The sequence below is a fragment of the Pseudohalioglobus lutimaris genome (assembly GCF_002866825.1).
Classification (GTDB): Bacteria; Pseudomonadota; Gammaproteobacteria; order Pseudomonadales; family Halieaceae; genus Halioglobus; species Halioglobus lutimaris.
Window position 1 is genome coordinate 1 of the sequence record NZ_PKUS01000014.1, and the last position, 14,459, is coordinate 14,459.

14 protein-coding genes, 1 pseudogene and 2 riboswitches are annotated in these 14,459 nt (G+C 56.9%); of the genes and pseudogenes, 7 read left to right on the top strand and 8 right to left on the bottom strand.

Annotation, left to right across the window (positions count from 1 at the left end; genetic code table 11):
* Positions 1 to 689, top strand: a 689-nt coding sequence (locus tag C0039_RS12365) for a DsbA family protein (RefSeq protein WP_207796436.1), incomplete at its 5' end; no start/stop codon positions are given.
* 23 nt (positions 690 to 712) lie between these two features.
* Here the strand turns inward: C0039_RS12365 and C0039_RS12370 are convergent.
* Positions 713 to 1,783, bottom strand: coding sequence for an MBL fold metallo-hydrolase (locus C0039_RS12370; protein WP_101518220.1), 1,071 nt, complete (start codon positions 1,781 to 1,783; stop codon positions 713 to 715).
* A 200-nt stretch (positions 1,784 to 1,983) separates the two neighbouring features.
* Between C0039_RS12370 and C0039_RS12375 the strand changes: the two genes are divergently transcribed.
* The 4 genes from C0039_RS12375 to C0039_RS12390 all read left to right on the top strand — a co-directional run bounded on the left by C0039_RS12375 (position 1,984) and on the right by C0039_RS12390 (position 6,868).
* Positions 1,984 to 2,895 (top strand): NAD(P)H-dependent flavin oxidoreductase, encoded by a 912-nt coding sequence (locus C0039_RS12375; RefSeq protein ID WP_101518227.1) that lies wholly within the window; start codon positions 1,984 to 1,986, stop codon positions 2,893 to 2,895.
* Between the two features lie 11 nt (positions 2,896 to 2,906).
* Positions 2,907 to 4,016 (top strand): glutathione S-transferase family protein, encoded by a 1,110-nt coding sequence (locus tag C0039_RS12380; protein ID WP_101518221.1) that lies wholly within the window; start codon positions 2,907 to 2,909, stop codon positions 4,014 to 4,016.
* A 63-nt stretch (positions 4,017 to 4,079) separates the two neighbouring features.
* On the top strand, positions 4,080 to 5,279 hold the full coding sequence (locus C0039_RS12385; protein ID WP_101518222.1) for a site-2 protease family protein: 1,200 nt from the start codon (positions 4,080 to 4,082) through the stop codon (positions 5,277 to 5,279).
* 23 nt (positions 5,280 to 5,302) lie between these two features.
* A complete protein-coding gene (locus C0039_RS12390; RefSeq protein WP_101518223.1) occupies positions 5,303 to 6,868 on the top strand; it encodes a bifunctional aminoglycoside phosphotransferase/ATP-binding protein in 1,566 nt (521 codons plus the stop codon).
* A gap of 4 nt (positions 6,869 to 6,872) precedes the next feature.
* Here C0039_RS12390 and C0039_RS21205 read toward each other — a convergent pair whose 3' ends face one another.
* The 4 genes from C0039_RS21205 to C0039_RS12405 all read right to left on the bottom strand — a co-directional run bounded on the left by C0039_RS21205 (position 6,873) and on the right by C0039_RS12405 (position 10,187).
* Positions 6,873 to 7,028, bottom strand: a complete 156-nt coding sequence (locus tag C0039_RS21205; protein ID WP_207796437.1) for a hypothetical protein — start codon at positions 7,026 to 7,028, stop codon at positions 6,873 to 6,875.
* Positions 7,029 to 7,242: 214 nt separating this feature from the next.
* The gene (locus tag C0039_RS12395) at positions 7,243 to 7,977 is read right to left on the bottom strand and encodes a hypothetical protein (protein ID WP_101518224.1); all 735 of its coding nucleotides are present in this window, start codon (positions 7,975 to 7,977) and stop codon (positions 7,243 to 7,245) included.
* A gap of 450 nt (positions 7,978 to 8,427) precedes the next feature.
* Entirely contained in the window at positions 8,428 to 9,417 is a 990-nt protein-coding gene (locus tag C0039_RS12400) for a hypothetical protein (RefSeq protein ID WP_076000305.1), read from the bottom strand.
* Positions 9,414 to 10,187 carry a hypothetical protein gene (locus tag C0039_RS12405; RefSeq protein ID WP_076000306.1) on the bottom strand — a complete coding sequence of 258 codons (774 nt, stop codon included), beginning with the start codon at positions 10,185 to 10,187 and terminating at the stop codon, positions 9,414 to 9,416. Before C0039_RS12405 ends, C0039_RS12400 begins: the two co-directional genes overlap by 4 nt.
* Before the next feature lie 590 nt (positions 10,188 to 10,777).
* On the opposite strand from C0039_RS12405, the gene C0039_RS12410 reads away from it, so the two are divergent.
* Positions 10,778 to 11,467, top strand: coding sequence for a hypothetical protein (locus C0039_RS12410; RefSeq protein ID WP_207796438.1), 690 nt, complete (start codon positions 10,778 to 10,780; stop codon positions 11,465 to 11,467).
* Between the two features lie 243 nt (positions 11,468 to 11,710).
* On the opposite strand, the gene C0039_RS12415 is transcribed toward C0039_RS12410, so the two are convergent.
* Positions 11,711 to 12,292, bottom strand: a complete 582-nt coding sequence (locus tag C0039_RS12415; protein ID WP_076000309.1) for a hypothetical protein — start codon at positions 12,290 to 12,292, stop codon at positions 11,711 to 11,713.
* 53 nt (positions 12,293 to 12,345) lie between these two features.
* Positions 12,346 to 12,446: riboswitch (SAM-I-IV-variant riboswitch) on the bottom strand.
* A 58-nt stretch (positions 12,447 to 12,504) separates the two neighbouring features.
* Positions 12,505 to 13,314 carry an N-formylglutamate amidohydrolase gene (locus C0039_RS12420; RefSeq protein ID WP_101518226.1) on the bottom strand — a complete coding sequence of 270 codons (810 nt, stop codon included), beginning with the start codon at positions 13,312 to 13,314 and terminating at the stop codon, positions 12,505 to 12,507.
* A gap of 44 nt (positions 13,315 to 13,358) precedes the next feature.
* A riboswitch (SAM-I-IV-variant riboswitch) is annotated at positions 13,359 to 13,462 on the bottom strand.
* 76 nt (positions 13,463 to 13,538) lie between these two features.
* On the opposite strand from C0039_RS12420, the gene C0039_RS12425 reads away from it, so the two are divergent.
* A complete protein-coding gene (locus C0039_RS12425) occupies positions 13,539 to 14,192 on the top strand; it encodes a HEPN domain-containing protein (RefSeq protein WP_232334733.1) in 654 nt (217 codons plus the stop codon).
* Between the two features lie 2 nt (positions 14,193 to 14,194).
* On the opposite strand, the pseudogene C0039_RS21210 reads toward C0039_RS12425, so the two are convergent.
* Positions 14,195 to 14,459 (bottom strand): annotated as a pseudogene (locus C0039_RS21210) (hypothetical protein); the annotation flags it as partial.

The following is a 14,459-nucleotide window of genomic DNA, read 5'->3' on the forward strand; positions in this document are numbered from 1 at the left end:
CGGAACTGGGGGCAGATCGTCAGCCGGGCCAGCCGTTGCTTGCGCCGCGTCCGGTCTTTGAAGCCGCCGACGCCCGTGATAACGGTTCACTGACGCTGGAGGTATATGCGTCCTTGCGCAGCCCCTACACCGCGATTGCTTTCGATAACGCCATTGCGCTTGCTCGCGACAGCGGCGTGACCCTGTCACTGCGACCGGTGCTGCCCATGGTGATGCGCGGCGCGCCCATGACGCGCGAGAAAGGCATGTATATCTTCCTGGATACTGCCCGCGAAGCCAGGGCCGCGGGTGTACGTTTTGGCAAGTTCTATGACCCCATCGGCGAACCGGTAAGACGCTGCTATTCCTTGTACCCGTGGGCGGTGGAGCAGGGGCGCGGTGTGGAGTTGATGTCCAGTTTCCTGCGCCATGCCTTTGCCGAGGGCGTCAATACCAACAGCGATGCGGGCCTGCGCAAAGTGGTAGAGGCCGCGGGCCTGAACTGGGCCGAAGCACAGCAGCACCTGGGGAAGCCCGGCTGGGAACCGCTGCTGGAGGAGAACCGGCTCGCCATGTACACCGCCGGTCTGTGGGGCGTGCCCAGTTTTCGCCTGCTGGATGAAAACGGCGCTGAAGTCCTCAGCCTCTGGGGGCAGGACCGCCTCTGGCGCGTGGCGCGTGAAATACAGCGCTTGCGCCCGGCCAGTTAAGCGCCGGGAGACCGTTTCCTGCGCTAGAGCCCGCTGCTGGTCTTGATGATTTCCCCGGTGTTTGCCGGCAGCGAGAAGGACACGCCGTCCTCGCCGATGGTGTAATCAGCAAAAATTTCTTCCGCGCCGTTGAGGAACAGGGCCTTCTGCCCCGGTATCACCAGCGGCGGCACAATATGGTAGTAGAGCAGGTGTCCCACCGCAGCGTCGCGGGCCGTTTCGGCGGCATCCACCGGGCTGGCGTGATAGTCCGGTATGTCTTCGGTGATCTTCGCCATGATGTCGTTGCCGGAGGCGACAGCAGCATCGTGCATCATCGCCACCAGGTTGGGTGCCAGTGCCTCATGGACCAGCAGGTCCACGCCGCGGGCGAACTTCTCGATGTTTGCCAGCTTGACGGTGTCGCCGGTGATCAGCAATGACCGGTCTTTGTAGTGGAAGCGATAACCCACTGCCGGTTCCACCGGCGAGTGATCAACGGTCAGGGCCTCCACCGTCAGCCCCTGGTCGGCATAGACTGTAGTCAGCGCACCCATGACGGGTAGCGCAAAGGGCCGTGCCACCATGCCCGCTGCACTGAGCGGCGCCACGCTGTCGCCGTGGTGTTTCTGGCGATAGGTCGCGTCCTGCGCGTACGCCATGTTCAATCCCTCCACTACCTGCTCAACGCGTTCCGGGCCATACACAGGCAGCGGTTCGCGGTGGTCGCCGCTGGCCCAACGCAGGGTTGCCATTTCGCCAAGGCCGTCGATATGGTCGGAATGGAAATGGGTGAGGAATACGCCCTGTATGCTGCCCGGCTGATAGCCCATGCGAGTCAGGTTGCGCACCCCGTCGGTGCCGGCATCGACAATGAACAGCTGTTTGCCCGCAACCACCGCCACACAGGGTCCGGATGCATTCGGCGCCGGCAGCGGACCGCCAGCCCCGCACAGTGCCAGGTGCAGCCCGTCTGCCAGTTCAGATGCACGGTTTTCGGCCATGCGCGAGGCCAGCCCTTTCTCCATCAACAGCGCCGCAATGCCGGCACGCTGGTTGTGGGCGAGAAGCGCCACGGCGATCACCAGGGCGAGTGCGAGCAGTGTTTTCTTCATCAGGTAAGCCTGTAAATCACTAACAGCGTTTGAACGTAAACTATACGTCAGCGGCGACGCCTTACATAGTCGCGCGCACTGTGACAGTATCGGGCCAGGCCTGAAGCGCCCGGTCGCGTAGGATTACAGCGGCTACTCGCACCCGGAAAAAAAGGAGTTAACAGTTGAAAGCCAAGCCCATTCACAACCGCGTTACCGCCATGACCGGCACCGACTACCCTATCATCCAGGCTCCCATGGGCTGGATTGCCCGCGCCAGACTGGCCGCCGCCGTGAGCAACGCCGGCGGTCTGGGGGTGATCGAGACCGCATCCGGTGAGTTCGACAACATTCGCGCGGAAGTTGCCAAGATGCGTGAGTTAACAGACAAGCCCTTTGGTATGAACGTGGCGTTGTCCTATGTGAAGGGCACCAACGTTATTGATTTTGTGATTGAGCAGGGCATCAAGTTTGTGACCACCTCCTCGGGCAGCCCCAGCGTCTGTACGCAGGTGTTTCAGCAAGCGGGGATCAAAGTCTTCCACGTGGTGCCGACCTTCGACATGGCGATGAAAGCAATCGACTGCGGTGTGGACGGCCTGGTGGTGGAAGGCGGGGAGGGTGGCGGTTTCAAGAACCCCAGCCCGGTATCCAGTATGGTGCTGTTGCCGTTGATCCGTTCAAAGGTGGATGTACCGATCATCGCTGCCGGCGGCATTTGCGATGGCCTGTCCATGGCCGGCGCCTTTGCCATGGGCGCAGAGGGTGTACAGATGGGAACACGCATGCTCAGCAGCAGCGACTCCCCGGTACACGACAACTGGAAGCAGGCGATAGTGGACGCGAAAGAAACCGATACGGTTTTTCTCAACCAGGCCTCGCGCCCGGCCCTGCGCGCGCTGCGCACCCGGCGCACGGAAGAATTACTGCCGCTGGGGGCGTTCAATGCCATGGAGCACTTTGCCGGCGTGCAGGATCTATACTTCGGGGGTGACATGGAAGCGGCGATACCCTTGTCCGGTCAGGCCGTCGGGCGCATCGACAGCGTGAAGAGTGCGGAGGATATCGTGCAGGAAACCATGCACGTGTTTTACGACGCGATGAATGAACTGTCTGCGTCCTACGCGGGCTAGCGAGGGAGGCCATGCCCGATACCCTGTCCATTGAGCCGATCACCCTTTACGGCTGCGACATTTCCTACTTTACCGGCAAGCTGGAGAACTACTTCCGCGTGCGCGGCATTCCTTATGAACTGCGCGCTATGCAGCTGCCCGCCGATGCAAAAAAGTTGAAGCAAGAAGTCGGCCTGTTCCAGATGCCCGCGCTGCAGCTGGGGGACGGACGCTGGATGACGGACAGCACCAAAATCATTCAGTGGTTCGAAACCCAGTACCCGCAACATGGCGTGATTCCCCATGACCCGGTGCAGGCTTTCGTTTGCCTGTTGATTGAAGACTGGGCCGACGAGTGGTGGTGGCGCCCGGCCATGCACTATCGCTGGTATTACCCTGAAGGTGCGCATCTGCAGTCGCGCCACCTCGCCGACGAGCTGATGGGCGACATGCGCCTGCCCGGTTATCTCAAGCGCAACATGATCCGCCGCCGGCAGCGCGGCGGCTACACGACAGGCGACGGCATGACCGCCGCCAACGTGGCGGGTGTTGAAGCCATGTTCCTGCGCCTGCTGGCACAGCTGCAGGCAATCTTCAGCGCTCGCCCATTTCTATTGGGCGAGCGACCATCGTTGGCGGATATCGGCCTTTCCGGCCCCTTCTTTCGTCACTTCGCCCTGGACCCGGTGCCGCTGGAGATTATCCGCAAGCAAGCCCCCGCCGTATTGGAGTGGGTCGCGCGCTTGTGGAACACCCGGCTGGCTGACTGTAACGCAGACTGGGTGCAGGGCATTCCCGACGACCTGGGACCGCTGCTGGACGATATCGGCAGCACCTACCTGCCGTACCTGTGCGCCAATGTGGATGCCGTGTCTGCAGGACAAAAACGTTTTGATGTGGAAGCGGGCGGCGTGCTGTACCAGGGCGCCCGCTACTCACGCTATCGCGTGTGGTGCCTGCAGGCGTTGCGCGCCCATTACCAGGCACTGCCAGAGCAGTACCAGGCAGCGACCCGGGCCCTGTTGCAAAAGCATGGCTGCTGGGAGCCGCTCTGGCAGCGGCAACAATTACCGCTGCTGCCCGGGCAGGAAGAGGGGCTGCCGTTCAGGGCGGATTGCAAGATGGTAGCGGCGAATGAGTGAGCGGCGCCCGCTGGAGAACGGTGTACGAGACCGACGAAAAGGGAAAAGTAGTGAAGGCACAGCATGAACAGTGAACAGCGCGAGCAATCAACGCAAAGAAACGCTCTGGGTTCGCGGGGGTGGCGCATCGGTTCGCCGTTTGGCATTGATATCTGCCTGGACCCCAGCTTACTGATCATCTTTGTGCTCATCGTCTATATGCTGGGCACCATGGTCTTCCCGGGCTGGCATCCGAACTGGGATAACAGTACGCGCTGGCTGGTGGCCATTTCCGCGGCGGTGCTGTTTTTTGCCTCGCTGCTGGCCCATGAACTGGCACATGCGTTGATGTCCCGCCGGTTCGGCATCGGGGTCAGGCGTATCACCCTGTTCCTGTTCGGTGGCGTGGCGGAAATGGAGGATGAACCGCATGAGCCCCGCGCGGAATTCCTGATAGCCATTGTCGGCCCGGCGATGAGCCTCTTTCTGGGCCTGGTGTTCTCCTCCATCGGCCTGTACATGGCCGGGCCGGGCTTTGCCGACCTGCTGGCCGAGGACAGCGATGCTGCCCTGGCAAGCCTGTCGCCGCTGGCGAGCCTGCTGTTGTGGTTGGGGCCGGTCAACACCATCCTGGGTATTTTCAACCTGGTCCCCGGGTTTCCGCTGGACGGTGGGCGGGTGCTGCGCGCCGCGATCTGGTGGTTTACCGGCGACCTGCACCGGGCGACTCGCCTGGCCTCTGACGCCGGTCGCCTGTTCGGCTGGTTGATGATCTTCCTGGGGGTGATGCAGGTCATATCGGGCATGCTGTTCCAGGGACTGTGGCTGGTGATGATTGGCTGGTTCCTGTCCAATGCCGCATCCACCAGTTACCGTATGCTGATACTGCGTGACCTGCTCGAGGGCGTCACTGCACGGGACATGATGCGCACCCACTTTGAACGCGTGCCGGCACAGATGCGGGTGGCGGACTTTGTGGAAAACCACCTCATGCAGAGTTCGCAATTGCTCTGGCCGGTGCTGGAGGATGAGCAGCTGATTGGCCTGGTCACCCTGGAGGAAGTGCGCCACATCCCCGCCGGTGACCGCGAGGTGACAACCCTGGGCGCGGTGATGCGTAAAGACCTGGCGGCACTGACCCTGGCACCCGGGACAGAGGCCAGGCTGGTGTTGGAGCGCCTGGGCGTCAGTGGCCTGCCACTGGCCGTGGTGGAAGGGGGGCGAGTACTGGGCCTGCTGTCGGCGGCAGACACCGCCAAGTGGATGGCACTGCACCAGCAATGATGAGGAGCACGGGTTGAGACACTATGGATAGCCACAGCATCGAGCAACTTTGCCGCCCGGGTGCTTTCGACCATCCCACCGGTGAGTTCACCCTGCGCGAGACCCATATCTCCTGGGTCATCCTCTGCGGGGACTACGCGTACAAGTTGAAAAAGCCGGTGGACTTCGGCTTTCTGGATTTCTCCAGCCTTGAGCTGCGCAAGCATTACTGTGAAGAAGAGCAGCGCCTTAACCGGCGTTTCTCACCCGAAATCTACCTGGCGGTGATCGCGGTTACACAGAGTCCGCAAGGGCCGCTGATGGGCGGTGAGGGCGAGATCATCGATTACGCGGTGAAAATGCGCCGCTTCGACGAGTCGCAATTGCTTGATAACATCGCCGCCCGCGACGGCCTGGACGAGCCGCTGGTGCGCTCCATTGCGCGGGAGCTGGCGAGGCTGCATGCGCAACTGCCCAGTTGTTCTCCGGACCCTTCCGGTGCAGACGCCGGTTCGCCCGCAGCACTGCACGCTGCCCTGCAGCAGAACTTCTCGCAGATGCGCCAGTACCCCTTGCAGGACGCCGAGCAGCAGCAACTGGATGCGGTTGAGCGCTGGGCCCTGGCGCGCTACGACGCGTTGCTGACGACGATGCAGCAGCGCGTGCGCGACGGCTGGGTGATAGACGGCCACGGGGACGACCACCTCGGCAACATGGCCATTATCGACGGCGCCGTGCGCCTGTTTGACTGCATCGAATTCAACGCGAATTTTCGCATTCTCGACAGTATGGCCGAGGTCGCGTTGCTGGACATGGATATCAACGCGCGCGGACACCCAGCCGAATCAAACCGCCTGCTCAGCGACTACCTGGAATACCGTGGTGACTATGCCGGCCTGATGTTGCTCGACCTGTACCGGGTTTACTTTGCGCTGGTGCGAGCCAAGGTGAACCTGCTGCGCCACCCTGCAGACCACCCCGGACTGGTAGATACCGATGCCTACGGTGAGTTGCGCAGGTACCTGGCACTGGCGCATCAGTATGGCCAGCCGCGCCGGCGCTTCCTGGCCATTACCCATGGCCTGTCCGGCAGCGGCAAGTCCACGGTCGCCGGCAAGCTGGTGGAGGCTTCGGGTGCGGTAAGAATCCGCTCCGACGTGGAGCGCAAGCGCCTGTTTGGCCTGGCACCCGAACAGCGCAGCCAGCCGGGTGATGAGGCGACGCTTTACTCCAAAGATATGTCGCGCAGGACCTTCCAGCGCCTGGTCGAACTGGCCGAGATCATACTCGACGCCGGCTTCCCGGTTATCGTGGACGGCACTTTTTTGCACCGTCGCGTGCGCGACGACTTTCTACACCTCGCGCAGCGCCTGGGCGTTACCTTTGCCATCATCGACTGTGTAGCCGACCCCGACACCATCCGTGAGCGCCTGTTACTGAGGGAGTCCACCGGGGGTGATGCCTCTGAGGCCGACATCGATGTGGTGGCGGGGCAGATGGCGCATCAGCAGCCGCTGACCGATGCAGAGCGCGAACTGGCGGTGACCTTGGATTCCGGGTTGGGCGCCGGCGCGCTGTGGGACGCGTTACGTTCGCGACTGGATGAGTAGGCCGTCAGCCGGCCTGTGCCCCTGCTCTGCCCCGGCGGCGCTTGCGCGGCCAGATTCGATAATTGCAGCGCGAGGCTTTGTGGTGCTGTAGACGTTGCTGACTGCGCAGCAGGGTGTCGCATTTCAGGCAATACGCCCGGAATTTTCGCTTGTCGTTCATGGGGTTATCTCCGATTAAAAGTCGTAGGAATCCCTGCAACGCTGCGTAGCGCTGTTAGGGCTTAATCGGAGATTGGATGCGGGGGAATATACAGCAGTCGCGCTTTTTGCTCAATGCATAGCGGGTATGAAATTAGCGGTCACCTGTTTGTGGGTATTTTAACCGGCGAATTCTGCGCACCAGCAAACAGCTAAACCGCAGCTTTGATTCTAGCTTAAATCTTTACGCCGTCGATGCTGCCCTTGAGCAGCACAGTAGTACTGCCGCCGCCGCTCTCTTTTATCAGCATCCCGGACTTCACGTCATACCATTCGGTGCTGACAATTTTGCTTGATACCAGGAATTGTCTCACGGTGGTGACGACCTTGAATTTGCACGTTGTGCGCCTGCCTACAGGAACCTTGATGGTTTGCCTGCCAAGATATTTGCGGGTGACCGTTTGTTTCATTGAACTGGTGCCGCCTCCCAGAGAGCCGCGCGCCTTCGTGGTAATGGTAAACTTTTGGGTATGGCGCTGCCCCGGGCTGACATCGTAGCGGAACAGCTGCGGAGGATTGAAGGTTATCTCTGCTGTTCCCTGATCTATCCCGTTCTGGAAGGACTGGCCGACTCCGCCCAGGCTTCTAACGCGCTTCTTGGACTTCTGCACGAGAATGTAGCTGTCTGAATGCACCACGGTGGTTACCCCGCCCTGGGTCACTTTGATTTCTGCCCGGGCGAGCAGGGCATTCTTCCCCTTGAATTTCTCGCGGCCGACCAGCGTCTGGGTGGAGTTCGAGATGGTCTTGCCGCCGCCGAATTTGTCGACGGTGCGATAGCGTTGCTCTACAACAACCCCCTGCTGCACCAGCCTTGCATTAAAGCAGGCAGCAGCCGTCGCGGCTTTCAGGTCACCCGCATAAGTAACGGACAGTGAAAGCAGGGCGACTGCCAGGTAATGGGTTTTCATAAATAACTCCCTGCCGTGATTTCCTCAAGGCTCAACAATTCACCCAGCGCACGGCTTTGGAACATGCTGTGAGTACTCAGTATAGGCAAGGCGATTGAATCGCGATGAAACTTAACGGCATAAGGAAGTAGGGGAATGACGCAGTTTTGAATAAGGAAAAAGGTGCCAGAGACGGCTGACCGCCCCAGAACCGTTTCTCCAGGGTTGCGAATTCAGGTGACCTGACTAAAAAACGGCCAATCAGTATGCAAAATCTACAGTCATTGTTCGAGCATAGGTAAGAAGCGTGCAAAACTTGTATTCTGGTAGCCAACGATAAGTCAAACAATGGCGTTGTTAGCGTGACCCTGTTTTCACACCCCGAGTATGAGTCAGGGCCATGAACATGTCTCCTTCTCTTAATTCACATGCAGTCAGCATTAGAACTAATAGGTTGGACTCATAAAAAAATTAGCTCGCTTTCAACAGTAAGATGGGGCGCTCCCTTTCTTCACGTATAGCTAACATGTACTCGTAACCGTCTATTTTGTTTTCTATCAGCGTATCGAGGAGATAGGGTTTGCTGTGTGCGGCGTCCTGCGCGTCTCGCACTCCGCTAACGAGCGTGCGCATTTTCGGAAGTTCATTGCGCAGCAGATGATCATATGGTCTATCCCTTCGTTCCAATAGCTCAGCTGAACGGCGCGCCAGCTCAATGGGCGTTACGTTGTCAAACAGGGTGTTGTAGTCATGGGCCGCGTCCCTGGAAACCCTGCGGGCGGCGGGTAGTTCCCTGGCTAGTATCAGGCATTCTATCCTTCCGGCGTTGCACATGGCGTATGAGCGCGTGAGTGCACTGAACAAGTCATAGTCGAACTCTTCTTGTTGTAACAGAAAAGTGATTTCGTAATGAAAAAAGGAGCTTTCCTCAGCCAAGGCGCCGGCAATACGTTGCCATTCAGCGGCGCAGTGGGTCAGGGTGTGCGCCTGATCCGCCTGCTGAAACAGGCCGTATATTCGTGCATAGTGAGATCTTAGATCGCGCTCCTTTATCTCTTTAAATAGGTCTTCCACCCGTAGCTCGAATGTCGAAAGCTGGGATTCTATGGTTTTTAGTTTCTGGTTCATCAAAGCGAATCCGATTGCACTGACGCCTATTCCCGCCAGCGTTGCTCCGATGTTCGCAAACTGGAGGACTTGAAGTCCCTCCACCATTGATTTTATCTGTACGAGCTGAACGTTGCTCAGGACCGAAGATGGGGTGTAGAGCGCCTGCAACGGTGAAAACGGCGAGTTTGTGGCGCTGCTCAATAGTTGTTGGGCGAGGCCAGTCTCCTGCAAGTGGGCAACAATCCGTCCACTTCCAGTGTCCTTTAACAGCGCGCCGGCGCGGACTATGTCGCCATTACTTAGCGCCGCTGCATACTGTGCTGGTACTTCAAAAGGTATCCCGCCTATCACGTGTCTATTTCCTTCAGGATCGTGGTGGCTGCTTCGCTGATATGTGCCTGTAGGTTTTTTCTGATGGAGTTTGTCGCTGCCCTGTCTCCCAGTATCTGTTGGGTAATGAACTTTCGGGAGGTATCGCGATACCTCGAAACCGCTTTGGATTTTAGATTGGCGGCCTTATAGCCTCCAAATGAAACCAGCGCCCCAGCCGTAGCGACTCCCGCTAGCATAACGGGCCAGCTGACTGCGGTTGCTCCGATCATTCCGAGCAGGCCGCCGGCGGACACAGAAGACAAGCTTGCAAAGACGGGGATGGCTGCTAGCCCTGCGCCGGTGGCGCCAGCAGCCAAGGTCGCATCCAAGTATGGCTTGCTATTCTCATTATGGTCGAAGCTTGTCGCCAACTTCTGGAAACTAAGCGCGTGAGTGAAAATACTGGAAAGGTCTTTCCCGGCATCGTTTATGAGCTCTTGAACCTCTCGTTCTACCCACTCGAGATAAATAGGCTCGATGTGTTTCTTTCCAATATTTTTTCCATCAAGAATTAGTTCCCGAGCTGAAAGTTGCTCGAGTTGCGCATCAATGGAGTTGAAAAGTGTTGTTAGCTCTCTACCTAAATGTAGCTCCACTTTTTCAATATGCTTATCTCGCCAATCCAGTATTGCCCTGCGCAGGTCAAGGTTTGCGAACCTGGTGTGACAGGCCTCAGTCGACTCTTCAGTAAGCTTCAGCTCCGGCAGGTGTTGATTGGCCTTCATTTTCTCTCGTCTTCTGAAGAACATTCCTAAATCTCAATTGCTGAAATTAGTACCAGATTAGCTTCAGAATACAGTTTCTTTGGCTCTTAATCATTAATGGGGGTACCCTCAAATACAAAAAAAAGGGCCACTCTCTCGAGTGACCCTTCTTATTTGGTGGAGGCGGCGGGTCTCGCGTCTATGCCGCCCCTTCGGGACGTCTTCGACAGACCTCGCTGCGCTCGGCCACCCGCGCCCGGTGGGCTGCCGGTTCAATTCCGTCCGGAGTACATACAAGAAAGGGTCACCGCTGGGTGACCCTTTTAGAATGTGGTGGAGGCGGCGGGAGTTGAATAGTTCCATTAAAATATTGTATTAATTAGGAAAAATATAATTTTAATTTCTTATATGCCCCCTTTTGTACCCCCGATTTTCGGTAGCGCTTCGGTTCAATTGTAGACAATTAATGAATTGCTCTTTTCTTCACTGGCCATTGGCTCAGGTGCAGAGCATAGCAATCTAAGATATTGCCTAACGCTCTATCATATGAAAGGCTGGTCAAAGGGCTGAAATTGAAGCCGAACCTCAGCGTTGGCTATATGGCCCTGCCTCAACTCCAGAAGAATAGGCTCAAGATGGAAAATGAAGAGTATCGGGCGCCTTGGTTAAATCTGGGCAATATTAAGCGAGCAGCGCTTGAGCAGCTTAGTCGTGAAAATGATATCCGACTCCCAAATCTAGATGGCGTATCCCCAGAAGAGGTATTTACTTTTCTGTCTGATCTCGACAGCACCCTGAAGTCAAAACTCGACATAGAGGGAGAAGAACATTTTGACTCTGTCGACAGACATATCACCACCGCGCTCGAAAGCATCACTGTAAACCAAATCGTGGGAGAAGGCCTTGGTCTCGACTACAGCCTTGAGCTCGTTAGTAGCGAAACCATTGTCACTGAAGAGCGTTTTCCCAACGTTCTATACTGCCTTATTGCTTTGCCGCGTAAGTTTTCGTCTGAGGGATTGAAGAGGGAAAATCACGACGGTAAGGGCTACCATATGCACTATGTAGTTAGAGTGCGTGATAAAAACGAGAGAACCAACGTACTACTTACCTTTAACCCTAAGGAAAAAATACCCTCGACGCCGCCAATAGTTCATACACTCTACTGGGAAAAGCATGGGGGTGGGCTCCCGAGGCATCCCGCAAAGTTTGGAGATAAGCGACGTCACGCCATTTTCGATACTTCAGTTAGCATGCTGACGAAAGTACCAAAAAGCGAATTCAAAACACCAAATAGGCACGCCAAGGTACTTCTGAGCAGCTAGTGGATATAGGGGACAGACCACAGTTTGTAGATATAGGGGACAGACCACAGTTCTCTGAAACCTGCTGTCTACTACTGGAACACTAGATATCGAAGTTGGGTGTAACAGTCTATCAGGGTGGTTTTTGGGGGCCCACGAGTGTACTGATCGCATACATACATCTAGAAATAGTAAGTTACCTGGGCGATTTGATCGATCACACGACGATAGAAGTGAAAGCCTGCTCATCAACGCTAAGCCCAGTTAGTACAATTCAACCCTGACGCCAGTCCCCAGATCAGTGAGTCTATGCTGCAGCAAACTGACCGAAACAGGGTCGAGCGCTTCAACGCCGAGATAGTCATTCCCCGGGCAGGCCCCATCAATGAAATCAAGACCTCCTACTGCGTTGGGGCCATTAAAATCTGATCCCAGATCAAGGCTTTCAAGGTAGTGATACGCTCGCGCAGTGGAGCTCTCCTGTCGTAGCCACCTGTCAAACACCGCCCACTCGTCCATTTTCAGATCAAGGTCGACAGGTCCGGATGCATCTGCACACAGCCACTGCTCCCGCCACCAGGTCTCCGGGTCCCCTTCGCCATACTTGAGGCAGAATTCTCGAATAGTCATATCAGGCGGTCCTGACTCCGGGTCGCCCAGGTGCAACTGGAACCTGGGTGGCTCAGCAAACTCGGCACAAGCGTACAGCGTCTCTTCAGGCTGTTTAGGCAAAATGAGTAGCGGCTCGCCATGATTCTCAAAGAAACTGTATGCCCGTTCATAGAACGAAGGCAGTATCAGGCCTGCCGTTGTGCCCAGTAGAAATTGTCGGCGTGTAATAGACATTTTTCTTCTCCAACGCGTTGGTAGATAAATCGCACCGGAGCATGACACTGAGTGGGGTCCCGCTTGTTTGCCGGGTCGGCCACATCCCCTGATGGGTTACCACCTTGCCCGGGAGGCAGGTTGGCGGAGCGTCAGCTCACTCTTGATGCATGGCTTAAGTATAGAGCTGCCGGGCTAGCGAGCAAGTATGGGGGTTTGTACATATCGCTTTTTTAGGCAGGTGCTCTGCATGTAGCTTCTTTGGCCAACAGCAACACAATCGACCAGATGTCATTGCGCACAGCGTCAAACGCACCCGACTTGATTGGTTTATCGCCGGGACCATAAGTCTCCTGCTCAGCCGTTTGTAAATAAAGCCGTCGATTGATTTCCAGCATGATTGCCGGGACCCGTTCATCGCCGAGGTGCTTGGGCGGAACGAGGCAGCCGGAGTAGGGACCATCGGTACGCACCGAGTAGCCGTGGTGTTCGAACAGACTCACACAACGCTCCAGCAACCAGGGGTGTGTGTTTTCCGCATTCAGCCCCAGGCAGATATCCGGCCTAGGCACGACGTCTTCGCCCTCATGCCCAAAAGGCTCATCTGGAAAACTATGGCAGTCCAGCAACAAACAATGCCCCCACTGGGCAAGTTGCTGCTCGATATTCAATTCCAGAGTGAGATGCCAGGGCCGGTAGTAGTTGTCCAGCAACAGCGACCGCTCCTGATCTGAAATCTGCCTCCGAATTTTTCCTCCTAGGGTATTGTGAGCGTAGATAACCCCCTGCCCGAAGGCAGCGTTCTCCTCAAGGCCATCATCAATGTAGCGCTCAAGGTCGACGACAACCCGGCTGATGGGCGTCTGGCAAATAGCGGTGCCGGGTATGCCGAAGAGTTCGTCGGTATACCAGTCGGTCACCCTGATGATCTCTCGCCAAAGTTCATCCGGCCGGGACAGGAATTGATCTCGCACAGAATTCGGAACCTCGGTGCCGGCGTGGGGTATGTGTGCCGCGATGGGCAGAATCGTTTCGGGGTACATGAGCTTTCTCCTTGAATGAAATGCAGCAAGAGAAAGCCGTAAAGGAAAACCTGATTGGTTGCCTGTAAGGCCACATCACTCCGAGGAGTCAACCACCTTGCCCAGGTAGGCAGGTTGGCGGGGCGCACGCCCTCTCTTGATGCTGGTGGGGATTATAGTCGTGGTGTCGAGCCGGTCAATCGATTTATTGTTATCCTGATGGCAGCCTGGATTGGAGTAGAACAATGGCACTGGATTACGCCAGCCTGAAGAAAAGACAGCGGGAAGAACGCGACGCTTACCCTGTAAACCTGAGTCTAAGGGTGCACCGGGCGCTTAGCTGGTTGGATCGGGCTGAACGCTGCGATGACGATGATGGCCGCTTTATTTTTCTGTGGATAGCGTTCAACGCCGCCTATGCCAATGAGATCGGTGACAGGGATCGTGACCCGGAACAGAAGGTTTTTGGCAGGTTCCTGAGGAAGCTGACTGAACTGGACAAGAGCGATGCCCTGTATGAGCTCATCTGGACAGAGTTTCCCAGTTCTATTCGCCTGTTACTGGACAACCAATTCGTCTTTCAGCCCTTTTGGGACTATCACAACCGCCTTATCGAGGAGCAGACCTGGAAGCGGGAATTTGAGCAGGCCAAAGTTGCTGCGAATAAGGCCCTGGCGGGCCACAGCACAACCACGGTGCTCGCCATCATCCTGTCGCGCATGTACACCCTGCGCAATCAGCTGGTTCACGGCGGCGCCACCTGGAACAGCAGCGTAAACCGCGACCAGTTGCGGGATTGCTCTGCCTTTCTCGGCAAACTGGTGCCCTTTATCATCCAGCTGATGATGGACAACCCCGATACCTTGTGGGGTGACGCCTGCTACCCAGTGGTGGATTAAGGCTAGTCCTCAATCCTGTCGACCCAGACAAACGAAACTGCGTTTAACGCTCGCTCGCCATTCCAGCGGTAGGCGGCCGATTTACCTCCCCGCTTGGCTACGCTGTAATCCAGGCAGGCCACGTTGTTCTCCAACGGTGTGGGCGTGCCGCTAAGCCAGTAGTGATATAGGGGACAGACCACAGTTTGTTGATTTGCAGTTAAAACTGACCCAGGGAGGGTGCGGACAAAATCTTGGACTACTTGGAGGTAGTCCATGTACTCGTAT

Coding starts and splice junctions, on each gene's coding strand:
- C0039_RS12420 (WP_101518226.1), bottom strand. CDS start 13,314: ATGTACCCCGAAACGATTCTGCCCATCGCGGCACACATACCCCACGCC.
- C0039_RS12385 (WP_101518222.1), top strand. CDS start 4,080: ATGAACAGTGAACAGCGCGAGCAATCAACGCAAAGAAACGCTCTGGGT.
- C0039_RS12390 (WP_101518223.1), top strand. CDS start 5,303: ATGGATAGCCACAGCATCGAGCAACTTTGCCGCCCGGGTGCTTTCGAC.
- C0039_RS21205 (WP_207796437.1), bottom strand. CDS start 7,028: ATGAACGACAAGCGAAAATTCCGGGCGTATTGCCTGAAATGCGACACC.
- C0039_RS12380 (WP_101518221.1), top strand. CDS start 2,907: ATGCCCGATACCCTGTCCATTGAGCCGATCACCCTTTACGGCTGCGAC.
- C0039_RS12425 (WP_232334733.1), top strand. CDS start 13,539: ATGGCACTGGATTACGCCAGCCTGAAGAAAAGACAGCGGGAAGAACGC.
- C0039_RS12370 (WP_101518220.1), bottom strand. CDS start 1,783: ATGAAGAAAACACTGCTCGCACTCGCCCTGGTGATCGCCGTGGCGCTT.
- C0039_RS12405 (WP_076000306.1), bottom strand. CDS start 10,187: ATGTTCTTCAGAAGACGAGAGAAAATGAAGGCCAATCAACACCTGCCG.
- C0039_RS12410 (WP_207796438.1), top strand. CDS start 10,778: ATGGAAAATGAAGAGTATCGGGCGCCTTGGTTAAATCTGGGCAATATT.
- C0039_RS12375 (WP_101518227.1), top strand. CDS start 1,984: ATGACCGGCACCGACTACCCTATCATCCAGGCTCCCATGGGCTGGATT.
- C0039_RS12415 (WP_076000309.1), bottom strand. CDS start 12,292: ATGTCTATTACACGCCGACAATTTCTACTGGGCACAACGGCAGGCCTG.
- C0039_RS12395 (WP_101518224.1), bottom strand. CDS start 7,977: ATGAAAACCCATTACCTGGCAGTCGCCCTGCTTTCACTGTCCGTTACT.